We start from the raw sequence: 10,954 nt of genomic DNA, 5'->3' as shown, positions 1-10,954 counted from the left end.
CCACACCTAAAATCTATCGTACAACCAATTGGTCTTCTTATAACAGTGCATTAATAAATCGAGGAAATCTCTCAATTTGGTTTGATCCCAAGACGCAATGGTACGCTCAACCCAAAGGTAAACATGGTCGAAATCAAACTTATTCAGATACAGCCATCCAATGCTGTTTAATGATCAAATCCTTATTTCGTCTTTCTTTACGCATGGTCACTGGCTTTGTGCAAAGTCTCATTCATCTTTGTAGATTAGATTGGACAGCACCGGATTATTCAACCATTTGTAGAAGACAAAAGCATATTGATATTGCAATTAACTATCAAAAAAGCAGTAATGGTCTCCAGCTACTCGTCGATTCTACTGGCTTAAAGTTTCTAGGCGAAGGTGAATGGAAGCGTAAGAAACACCAACCTGAATATCGTCGCCAATGGCGTAAACTTCATATTGGTATAGATGCTGAAACCCTTCAAATACGCGCTATTCAACTCACTACAAATAATGTGAGTGATTCACAAGTGCTTGGTGATTTACTCGATCAGATTCCACAAGATGAGCAGATTGACTCTGTCTATACTGATGGGGCTTATGACACCAAGCAATGCCGTCAAGTAATTGCAGACCGACAAGCACATGCGGTGATTCCGCCAAGAAAAAATGCGAAACCTTGGAAAGATACAAAGACCAGCTCGCTAGAGCGAAATGAATTACTTCGAACAGTTAAACGTTTAGGAAGAACAATATGGAAAAATTGGTCAGGCTATCATCGCAGAAGTCTGATAGAAACCAAGATGCATTGCATCAAATTATTAGGCGATAAACTCCGTGCGAGAAACTTTCAAAGCCAAGTCAATGAGATTCATGCACGTGTGGCCGTATTAAATAAATTTACAGATTTAGGCCGACCTCACACCCAAGTTGCCACTTAAATTTAGATAACTTGGAAGAAGTTTAGCTTTTGAATGTTTGTGCAACAAAGCCGTTTGAATGAGAAAATTTCTCGTAGGAGGCTGCTCATGCAATTGGATAAATTTGATTTCGCTTTATTGGAGCATCTGCAAAAAGATTGCTTAACGCCACTCCGAGAATTGGCTGATTTAGTGCATTTATCAACGGCCTCGGTACAACGTCGCATTCAAAAATTAAGAGACAGTGGCTATATTATTGGTAATACCGCGGTGCTTGATCCAGACAAATTGGGACAAGTGATTACGATTTTTGTCGAGGTTCGCGTCAACCAAACCCATGTGACATACCTCGACGAGTTGAAAGCAAGTTTTTCAATTCCAGAAATACAGCAGTGCTATTACGTAACAGGTGAGGCGGATTTTATGTTGGTACTCTTGGTGCCAAGTATGAGTCGGTTTCAAGCCTTATGTGATCAGCTTTTTCATCATAATGCGAATGTGCAATGGTTTAAAACCACCGTTGTGTTAGAACGGATCAAAACAACTTTAGAGGTGTCTTGTCAGCCATAACTTTTATTCTCCTTTCTAGATTCCACCTTATATTCAAGGGCTAAAGGGTTTGCTTGAAATAGGAAAAGAGAAGAGCTGTTGCTTGATTTTTAGGCACCCAAAATAACGCCATGATGGAATTGGGCTCCTATTTATATAACGAATTTATTTTTCTAATTTTGATGGCTTTGTACCGATAAAACTTGAGAAGGAGGCACGCTGTTATAGTTTTTTCAAGCCTTACTGTAGCTACTCATTCACACCAAACTAGCTGAAAATTTGACTCAAGAAGGGATCACAATCTTGATGGTGGCGTAATGTTTATAACACAGCAACTAAATACAATTTCTGAATTGGTTGAGGGGCAGGGTCTATCAGACCAACTGCAACATCTACTTGCGCAGCAGTATTTAAACTTAGAAGCGACTTTGTTACGTGCTAAAGTTTTACGTGATTTTTCAAGCGCTAAAGTTCAGTATATTGTGCAGTCTGCCATTCAAGCAGAACATGCCGAGGTCGCATTTTTATTTGCGCCTTTTATCTTGGCAAATTTGAACCATCCTGTGATTTATAGCAGCCCTGCAACGCCAACCGTACTCAATATCCTCAATCGTTACTATCAAGCAGAGCAAAAACAAAACCTAAAAATAGATGATGTGCTTGAGGCTCTCAATGTTTATTTAGATTTGAGTGATAGCGTATTGAATGATGTCGATTTTTTCTATTTTTCATTGATCAAAGCACTATGTCGAACCGATGTCTCTCAGATTTTTTTGGTGACATCATTAGTGCTCAATACACAAAAACTTGCAGAGCTGGAACAGTTTTTTAAAGTCAAAATTAACTATATTTCTACCCATCCACAAGATGCCATCATCGACAGTAGTGAATGGAATATGCGGAAATTGTTCTTTAAAAACAAAGATCAGCAATATATCGATTTATGTGAAAAATTCGCCACATTGAATGCGCAGTTATTGTTGAGTTATGGCAGTTATAACCAGCAGCAAGCGATCCAGCTGGTTGAAGATATGTTCTATGCGGAGCATATTTATGAAAAGTTATCGGTCTATGCCGAGTATATGCAGACTTGTTTACAACATGGCGGTCCCGAAAGCAGGCGACTTTTTTCGCCTAACTTGCATTTTTGATGCGCCATTCAAAACAGCTTTTCTTTCATATTGATGCATATACCTAGGTCATCCCCATGTTTTTATATACAGACTTTGATCAAAATTTATTGAATGAACGTGTCGCACAGTTTCGCGACCAAACCCAGCGTTATTTAGAGGGAAAACTGACCGAAGAAGAATACCGCCCCTTACGCTTACAAAATGGTTTATATGTTCAACGTTATGCACCCATGCTACGTTTGGCAGTGCCTTATGGCTTAATGAACACAGAGCAATTGCGTAAGGTGGCTGAGGTTGCACAGAAGTATGACCGTGGTTATGCGCATATTTCTAAGCGTCAAAATATTCAACTGAATTGGCCGCAGCTTGCAGATGTCCCCGATATTTTGCAGGAACTCGCTACAGTACACATGCATTCTATTCAGACCAGTGGCAACTGTATTCGAAACACCACCACAGACCAATATGCAGGTGTAGTTGAGGGCGAGCTCACAGACCCGCGCCCCACCTGTGAACTAATTTGCCAGTGGAGTACTTTCCATCCAGAGTTTTCATTCCTTCCGCGTAAATTCAAAATTGCAGTTTGTGCACACCCTGAACAAGACCGTGCTGCCACAACTTTTCATGATGTTGGGGTCTATCTGGTAGAAAATGGAACGGGGGAGTTAGGTTATCAAATTAAAGTCGGTGGTGGGCTTGGACGCACCCCTTTAGCGGGACATGTGATTAAGCCATTTTTAGCCCGTGAAGATTTAATTGCTTATTTAGATGCCATCATGCGTGTATATAACTTGCATGGTCGCCGTGATAATAAATACAAAGCGCGTATTAAAATTTTAGTGAAAGCCCTCACTCCAGCGGGCTTTGCGGAAAAAGTGGAAGCTGAGTTTGCACATACTCAAACACTGCTCAAAGTTCAGCCTAGTGTTTTAGCGCAAATGGATGCCGTATTTCGACCGTTTGCCTATGAACCTTTAGATGCAGAAAATTTTGAGGCGTTGTTCCAACAGTATCCGAAGTTTAAACACTGGTTCAATATCAATACCCATGCACATAAAGTCGCGGGCTACCGCATCGTTACGATCAGCTTAAAACGGGCGGGTGTAGCACCGGGGGATATGACTTCCGATGAAATGCGTTTAATTGCAGATTTGGCTGACCAATATACCTTTGGTGAGCTGCGAACCACGCATGAGCAAAATATTGCCTTAACCGATGTACGCCAAAAGGATCTGTTTGAACTGTGGCAAGTCTTAGATCGTGGCAATTTGGCTCGTGCGCATATTGGCTTTCTGACTGACATGATTTGCTGTCCGGGTGGCGACTTTTGCTCCTTGGCAAATGCCAAATCCATTCCGGTGTATGAAGCAATTGCTCGCCGTTTTGATGATTTGGATGCTTTATATCATTTAGGCAAGCTTGATCTGAACATTTCAGGCTGTATGAATGCGTGTGGACACCACCATGTCGGCAATATTGGCATTCTAGGTGTCGATAAAAAAGGCGCTGAATATTACCAAATTAGTTTAGGCGGTAACTCAGATCATGATGCATCCATCGGTGATATTTTAGGACCATCATTTCCTGCAGAAGATATTCCCGATGTGCTCGAAGAAATTCTAAATACTTATCTGGATCTACGTTTAGCACATGAATCTTTTTTAGAAACTTACAAACGTGTTTCGATCCAGCCGTTTAAAGCGCGGGCATATGCGGACATAAATTGAGATGTTGCATGACCGAACTCGGCTGAAGAAGTTAAAAACTGCGAGCTACCAAATCATGACCATTTTGGCCGTTTGGAGCTGTGCTTATGTCTTACAAAAGTTGTTGAATTTGCCTGTGGCATCAGGGGTGTTAGGTTTTTTTCTGCTGTTGTTCTTACTTGAAATGAAGTGGTTGAAATTAGCCTACGTTGAACGCGGTGCAGATCTGTTACTGGCGGAACTGCTGCTGTTTTTCATTCCGCCTGTGGTCGGTGTGATTCAATATCAGGATTTATTGATCACCAGTGGTTGGAAAATTCTGCTAGTGATTTTAATCAGCACCGCTTTAGTGATGATGGTTTCTGTATATAGCGTGCGGTTGTTGTTAAAGCAGCCAGAGCTAAATCAAGAACCAAAACTGGAAGATCAGAATGACTGAATTCTGGGGAATTTTTTACTTGGTTTGGACCGTGCTGTGCTATTTCATGGCAAAGAGGCTCTTTGTTCGAACACAAAAAATCTATTTATCCCCCATTATTGTTGTTCCTAGCTTGAGCATCGTACTGATCTTTCTTTTACAGCATCAGTTCCAAGACTATTACTTTTATACCCAATATTTGGTGGCCATGCTCGGTCCAATCACAGTGGCTTTTGCTATTCCTGTTTTTCGTTATCGCCGCATGATTCAGCAACATTTTAAAGTGTTGCTCTTCAGTTCTAGCCTCGCCATGTTGGTGGGTATTTTCAGCAGTTGGTTTTTGGCGAGCCTATTGGATTTTGATGACATCGTTAAAAATAGCCTGTTGGCGCGTTCCATTTCGATTCCTTTCGCTTTGGTGCTTACCGAAAAAGTGGGGGGCTCTATCAGCCTGATTCCGCTATTTACCGTGATTACAGGTTTGGTCGGTATGTTGTTGGGAGACCTCCTCTTGCTTTGGATCAAATATAAAAATCACTTTGCTTCAGGCGCAGCACTGGGTAATGCCGCACATGCTATGGGCATAGTTCGGGCAAGACAGCGGCATGAATTGGAAGGCGTCATTGCCAGTCTCTCGATGATTATTTCAGGAATCATTATGGTGCTATTTGCCCCATCGCTGATTGCAGTGACGAAGTATTTACTTGGCTTTATATCGTTTTAAATCAATAAGGAATCGAATATGAATCCTATGTCACATGCAAAGGCACTCTTAAACCCCAAAAGTTATCTCGCGGCCTTTGTCTTTATAGGTCTTATGGTGGCGGCTGCCTATGGACTGAATGATCGTGAAATTATTCTGCCTGAAATAGCGGCGATGGCCGTTGGACTATGGGTCTATCGAGATAAACAGTGGCTGAATCAGCCAGATAAAATTTTTATTTTACCGAGTCTGACTGCTGTTATCGGGTTCTGTATTAACTTAATGCCAATTTCATATTTGTTCAAACTGGTTTTGGTTCTCTGTGCTATGTTGCTCATGATGCGGATGTTTAACTATATATTACCGCCCGCACTGGCCACGGGTTTCTTGCCGATTGTGACCCAAGCCTATGAAATATCGTTTTTGATTTCGATTTTTGCCACTAGTTTTATCCTAATGTTGGGCGTTGTGTTCTTTAAACTGCACCAAGGCATAGAAAGAAAAGGCAATTTTGATCGACGAAAAATAGGTGTATATGCCAGTATTACTTTAATTGGTTTTGCACTCGCCGCTATTTTCAAGATTGAAGCGATGGCACTGATTCCGCCGATTACAGTGGTGGTCTATGAATCATTAAATATGATGATGTATTCGTTGAAAATGTATCTTAAGCAGGTTGCTGTGTTGACACTGTCGATTTCAATGGCCGTGTTTATGCAGTTGTGGATTCAAGATTGGATCTTGCTCACCCTCATATATATGCCCTTGATGTTTCTTTTGCTCAAGCTCTTTGATATGCGCATTCCTGCGGTATATGCCTTTCCATTTTTGGTTTTTGTCTTTCCACAAGACAGTGTGATGCATTTACCTGTTGCATCCGGCCTGATGGCTGGCTTTTCACTTGGCTGTGTCTATATCTATCGCACCTATTTTCAGAATATGAGTGCTGAGAAATCCTATACCTAGCTTGAGAGAAATGACATGATCAGATCTGATCATGTCATTTTATCTCTGGGATGGTGATATTTGCAGTGTGAGGGAGTGGGTCTCTTCAAATAAAAAGATGCTTTAAATCAGTTTGGATTTAAAGCATTCAACTTTTACTCAAAGGCTTCTGGGTAAATACATTGGATCAAGGCATCTAAGGCATTTTGAATACGTTCATTGATTTCAAATGAACAATTGATTCGAATATGATGTGGGACATTGTCCGTTTGATAAAATAATGAACCGGGCGCAATACTGATATTTTTCTCTAAAAGCTGCTCATAAATCAAATTGCCATTGATCTGCTCGGGCAAAGTAATCCATAAGAAATAGCCCGATGGATAATAATGAATTTGATAATCTTCTGACAAATGTTCAGATAAGTATGTGTAATACTGATTTTTGAGGCGCTTTAAGGTGGTGCGTAAGGTTTTTAAGTGCTTTTCATAGTGTCGATGAGATAAATAATCGACCAAAGCATTTTGAATAAACGAGTTGACGGAAAGCGTGCTCATCAGCTGTAGATGCTGAATATGCTCTGAAAACTTACCCGCATAGACCCAACCAATCCGAAAACCCGCACCTAAAGTTTTTGAAAAAGAAGAGCAGTGTAAAACCAAATTTTTCTGATCAAAGTATTTCATCGACAGCGGTTTTTTATGATCAAAATAAAGCTCTTCATACACATCGTCTTCAATTAAATAAATATCGCGTTCGTGCAGTAGCTTTGCCAGTTGGTATTTGATGTCATCACTGACCGTAAAACCAATAGGGTTGTGACTGTTGAGCATCAGCAAACAGACTTTAATTGGATAACGTTCAATTGCATCTTTAAACGCCTCAAGGTCAATACCATGTTCTTCATGTTCAGGAATACTAATGACTTTCAAACCCAGATGTTCAGCCGCTTGCCAAGCGCCATAAAATATTGTTTTTTGGAGTAAAATGTAGTCGCCGGGTTGGGTCATGGCTTGTAAGGAGAGGTTTAAAGCATCCAAACCGCCCGAAGTAATTACGATATCGGACGGGTCTGTTGGGATCCCTTGCATGCAGTAGCGCTGCGCAATCAGTTTTCGCAGTTCAAAGTTCCCCGGAGGTAAACTTGGCATCTGTTCATAACTGAGACGGTGTTTGGCGCGTTGTCCCAACGTTTGCATCAGTTTGGCAGAGTAGAGCAGTTGGCTGTTGGGAAAGGCGATGCCAAAGGGAACCATTTGTTCAGATTGGATCGATTTTAAGTATCTAAAAATTTTAGAGTTGATTTCAATCTTTTCGTTGAGGATGACACTATTGGAGTTGCTGTCTGAGCGTGTATCGCCTGTCACAAAGTAACCGAGTTTTTCTTGTGAATAAATCAGCCCTTGCGCTTCGAGTTCCTGATAGGCATTCATCACGGTCATTAGGCTAAAACCCGATGTTTCAGCTTGTTGACGTAGTGAAGGTAGTTTATCGTTGGCTTTCCAAAAACCACTTTCAATCAAATGTTTCAGGCTGAGCGCAAGTTTTTCTGATTTATACATATGGGTTCGCTGCAATTAAAAGGCACAGGACATGTATTGAAAGTCCCGTGCCTAATTCATAAAAAATGCTTGGCTGGTTTTAGTAAGCAAAACTCAGCAACAGCTTAAAGAAACCCGCAATCAGTGCGAGAGAAATAAAGCCAAAGCACCACAATAAAATAAACCATAATCGTGGGCTGAGTCGATCAACAAATTTTTTCATGTCTATCTCCTCAATTAATGATAACCCTGATCTCCTATACGTACTTTGTCACGGAACACCCAATAGGACAAGAAGGTATAGGCAATGATGATTGGGATTAAAATTGCAGCTCCCACCAAGGTGAACTTTAAACTTGACTCAGGTGCAGCGGCCTGCCAAATAGTGACCGATGGCGGAATAATATTGGGCCATAAGCTGATGACGAAGCCAGTAAAAGCCAAAAAGACTAAAGCCAAAGTATAGATAAACGGTTTTAGTTCATGCTGCTTTTTGCATGCCGATAGAATCAAGCCTACAAACAGTAAAACTAAAATTGGCACGGGGCTAAAATAGTATAGATTCGGCAGAGAGAACCAACGCTGCGCAATTTCAGGATGGGTCAGTGGCGTATATAAACTCACTGCACCGAAGATGATGAGCAAAGCAATAATCAGTCTAGGCATCAGATGATACATCCGTTGTTGTATCTCTTTTTCGGTTTTCCAAATGAGCCAGCCACAGCCTAAAGTGGCGTACATGACCACGACCCCTAGACCGGTAAAACATGTAAATGGCGTGAACCAGTCCCATCCACCACCGCTGTAAATACCATTGGTGGTCTGAATACCTTGGATATAAGCCCCTAAAATCACGCCTTGGAAAAAGCTCGATAAGATAGAGCCCCAGATAAACGCAAGATCCCAGAGGTATTTGGTGCGCGTGGCTTTGAAGCGGAACTCGAATGCTACGCCGCGGAAAATCAAAGCCACTACCATAAAAATAATGGGTAAATACAGTGCCGATAAAACAGTTGAATAGACCAAAGGAAATGCAGCGAATAAGCCAGCACCACCGAGGACCATCCATGTTTCATTACCGTCCCAAACGGGCGCGACGGTATTCATCATCACATCACGTTCTTGCGTTCCGTTCATAAAGGGAAACAGAATGCCAATGCCTAAGTCGAAACCATCCATAACCACATAGATGAGTACCCCGAGCCCGATGATACCGACCCAAACCAAAGCGAGATCAATCATGTGGTTTCTCCTTACTATTTTGAGCAGAGGGATCAGTGGTATCGATAGACTCTTCAACAGCACTGAGTGGACGTAGAGGGGTTTTAAAATGCCCCGGGCCAGTATCTTGTACGGCATCTAAAGGCGTAGAAAAAGCAGGGCCTAGTTTGATCAAGCGCAGCATGTAGTAAATACCCGCGCCAAAGACGACGGTATAGACCAGAACAAAAATAATCAGGCTCAAGCCGACTTGATCTGCGGTGACTGTATGCGATAAACCGTCTTTAGTTCGAATCACGCCATACACCACCCAAGGCTGGCGACCAACTTCTGTAGTGACCCAACCTGCTAGGAGCGCGATATAACCTGTAGGCCCCATGATGATGGCAAATTTATGAAACCAACTGCTTTCATATAAAGAGCCTTTTTTACGCAGCCACAGCGCTGTTAATGAGAGTAAAACCATTAACATACCCAAGCCAACCATGACACGGAAACTCCAGAATACAATCAGTGCATTCGGACGGTCTTCAGCTGCGAAGTCTTTTAAACCAGTGACCTGACCCTCTAGGGAATGCGTCAGAATCAAACTACCCAGATTGGGAATACCAATCTCAAGATCATTCGATTCTGTTTCCATATTCGGTAAAGCGAACAGTAATAAAGGCATGCCATGATCACGATTGGTTTCCCAATGACCTTCAATGGCTGCCAATTTTGCAGGTTGGTGTTTTAAGGTATTTAAACCGTGGTTGTCCCCAATCACAACTTGTAAGCAAGACGTGACCAGGACCATCCATAAGCCCATGGAAAAAGATTTTTTCACTAACTCATCACGACGACCTTTCAGCAAATGCCATGCTGCGGTGCCGACCACTAAAAGTGATGAGACTAGGAAGGCCGCTGCTGCCATATGGGCAAATCGGTAGGGGAAGAATGGGTTAAACACAATTGCCCACCAATCTGTGGGGACAATAATGCCATTTTCAATGGCAAAGCCTTGAGGTGTCTGCATCCAACTGTTGGAGGATAAAATCCAGAACATGGAAATACAAATACCGATAGCGACCATTAACGTGGCAAAAAAGTGGGCTTTGGGGCTGACCCGTCCCCAACCAATAGCATAATGCCCAAGAAACCGGCTTCTAAAAAGAAGGCGCTCATGACTTCATACGTGAGCAATGGCCCTGTGACGCTGCCTGCGATGCGTGAAAACTCACTCCAGTTGGTGCCGAACTGGTAGGCCATGACAATGCCTGAAACAACTCCCATAGCAAATGCCACGGCAAAAATCTTAATCCAGTACTTGAATAAGTCTTTATAAATTGGATTTTGGGTGCGCAGCCACTTCCATTCCAGCATGGCAAGAAAGCAGGCTAAACTAATAGAGGTTGCAGGAAAAATAATATGAAAAGAAACAGTAAAGGCAAATTGAATTCTTGCCAACTCAAGTGCGGTTAATCCGAGGCTCATTGCATCCTCCATGGCTGGCAGGAATATCGACGGTTCGATACCCAGTTGCTGTCTAAATCGGAATGATAAAAAAGCATAGATCGTTTCATTAAAAACTACCTACTTAAAATACTGATGATGATCTTGCATCAGGATGTCTAGAAGATGTAGGTACAAGAATTGGAGAGAAAAAATATAACAAAATAGAAAATTGCACTTAGTCTGTTATATTTTTTGAACTGTTTTTATGATCTATTCATTCTTATTACTTCATTAAAATATACAGAAAGTTTTGATGCTGAATTAGTTAAAAAATGTTATTCAAAACTTGCATAACACCTTGTTTGAAATAGCGTAGTTTGAATAAAACTTTTAACGAGGGAA

General features: G+C 41.6%; 10 protein-coding genes and 1 pseudogene. 7 read left to right on the top strand and 4 right to left on the bottom strand.

Annotated elements, in window-relative coordinates; all coding sequences use genetic code 11:
- The 7 genes from MF4642_RS09540 to MF4642_RS09510 all read left to right on the top strand — a co-directional run.
- On the top strand, positions 1 to 923 hold a 923-nt coding region (locus MF4642_RS09540), incomplete at its 5' end, for an IS5-like element ISAha1 family transposase (protein WP_078426051.1).
- Positions 924 to 1,010: 87 nt separating this feature from the next.
- Positions 1,011 to 1,472 carry an Lrp/AsnC family transcriptional regulator gene (locus MF4642_RS09535; protein WP_078426048.1) on the top strand — a complete coding sequence of 154 codons (462 nt, stop codon included), beginning with the start codon at positions 1,011 to 1,013 and terminating at the stop codon, positions 1,470 to 1,472.
- A 296-nt stretch (positions 1,473 to 1,768) separates the two neighbouring features.
- Entirely contained in the window at positions 1,769 to 2,602 is an 834-nt protein-coding gene (locus MF4642_RS09530; RefSeq protein ID WP_101495446.1) for a hypothetical protein, read from the top strand.
- Positions 2,603 to 2,658: 56 nt separating this feature from the next.
- Complete coding sequence (locus tag MF4642_RS09525; protein ID WP_078426047.1) at positions 2,659 to 4,311, top strand: nitrite/sulfite reductase; 1,653 nt, start codon at positions 2,659 to 2,661, stop codon at positions 4,309 to 4,311.
- A gap of 1 nt (position 4,312) precedes the next feature.
- Positions 4,313 to 4,729 carry a CidA/LrgA family protein gene (locus MF4642_RS09520; protein ID WP_078426046.1) on the top strand — a complete coding sequence of 139 codons (417 nt, stop codon included), beginning with the start codon at positions 4,313 to 4,315 and terminating at the stop codon, positions 4,727 to 4,729.
- A complete protein-coding gene (locus MF4642_RS09515; protein WP_078426045.1) occupies positions 4,722 to 5,432 on the top strand; it encodes an LrgB family protein in 711 nt (236 codons plus the stop codon). The genes MF4642_RS09520 and MF4642_RS09515 overlap by 8 nt, the downstream gene beginning before the upstream one ends.
- A gap of 18 nt (positions 5,433 to 5,450) precedes the next feature.
- Positions 5,451 to 6,377 carry a hypothetical protein gene (locus MF4642_RS09510; RefSeq protein WP_078426044.1) on the top strand — a complete coding sequence of 309 codons (927 nt, stop codon included), beginning with the start codon at positions 5,451 to 5,453 and terminating at the stop codon, positions 6,375 to 6,377.
- A gap of 134 nt (positions 6,378 to 6,511) precedes the next feature.
- Here the strand turns inward: MF4642_RS09510 and MF4642_RS09505 are convergent, their stop codons facing one another.
- From MF4642_RS09505 to MF4642_RS09495, 4 genes and pseudogenes are all read right to left on the bottom strand, one after another.
- A complete protein-coding gene (locus MF4642_RS09505; protein ID WP_078426043.1) occupies positions 6,512 to 7,918 on the bottom strand; it encodes a PLP-dependent aminotransferase family protein in 1,407 nt (468 codons plus the stop codon).
- A 79-nt stretch (positions 7,919 to 7,997) separates the two neighbouring features.
- Positions 7,998 to 8,120 (bottom strand): hypothetical protein, encoded by a 123-nt coding sequence (locus tag MF4642_RS16685; protein ID WP_004694789.1) that lies wholly within the window; start codon positions 8,118 to 8,120, stop codon positions 7,998 to 8,000.
- A gap of 14 nt (positions 8,121 to 8,134) precedes the next feature.
- Positions 8,135 to 9,139, bottom strand: coding sequence for a cytochrome d ubiquinol oxidase subunit II (cydB, locus tag MF4642_RS09500; RefSeq protein ID WP_004694788.1), 1,005 nt, complete (start codon positions 9,137 to 9,139; stop codon positions 8,135 to 8,137).
- Positions 9,132 to 10,591, bottom strand: a pseudogene (locus tag MF4642_RS09495) (cytochrome ubiquinol oxidase subunit I). Before MF4642_RS09495 ends, cydB begins: the two are co-directional and overlap by 8 nt.
- Positions 10,592 to 10,954: the final 363 nt, after the last annotated feature.

Source organism: Acinetobacter sp. MF4642 (assembly GCF_002018925.1).
Classification (GTDB): domain Bacteria; phylum Pseudomonadota; class Gammaproteobacteria; order Pseudomonadales; family Moraxellaceae; genus Acinetobacter; species Acinetobacter johnsonii.
The sequence above is the reverse complement of the archived record's forward strand: the minus strand, read 5'-3'. Positions and strand labels throughout refer to the sequence as shown.

What these genes read in the sequence shown, in the direction of transcription:
- MF4642_RS09535 (WP_078426048.1), top strand. Translation starts at nt 1,011, where the DNA reads ATGCAATTGGATAAATTTGATTTCGCTTTATTGGAGCATCTGCAAAAA.
- MF4642_RS09505 (WP_078426043.1), bottom strand. Translation starts at nt 7,918, where the DNA reads ATGTATAAATCAGAAAAACTTGCGCTCAGCCTGAAACATTTGATTGAA.
- MF4642_RS09525 (WP_078426047.1), top strand. Translation starts at nt 2,659, where the DNA reads ATGTTTTTATATACAGACTTTGATCAAAATTTATTGAATGAACGTGTC.
- MF4642_RS09520 (WP_078426046.1), top strand. Translation starts at nt 4,313, where the DNA reads ATGTTGCATGACCGAACTCGGCTGAAGAAGTTAAAAACTGCGAGCTAC.
- cydB (WP_004694788.1), bottom strand. Translation starts at nt 9,139, where the DNA reads ATGATTGATCTCGCTTTGGTTTGGGTCGGTATCATCGGGCTCGGGGTA.
- MF4642_RS16685 (WP_004694789.1), bottom strand. Translation starts at nt 8,120, where the DNA reads ATGAAAAAATTTGTTGATCGACTCAGCCCACGATTATGGTTTATTTTA.
- MF4642_RS09530 (WP_101495446.1), top strand. Translation starts at nt 1,769, where the DNA reads ATGTTTATAACACAGCAACTAAATACAATTTCTGAATTGGTTGAGGGG.
- MF4642_RS09510 (WP_078426044.1), top strand. Translation starts at nt 5,451, where the DNA reads ATGAATCCTATGTCACATGCAAAGGCACTCTTAAACCCCAAAAGTTAT.
- MF4642_RS09515 (WP_078426045.1), top strand. Translation starts at nt 4,722, where the DNA reads ATGACTGAATTCTGGGGAATTTTTTACTTGGTTTGGACCGTGCTGTGC.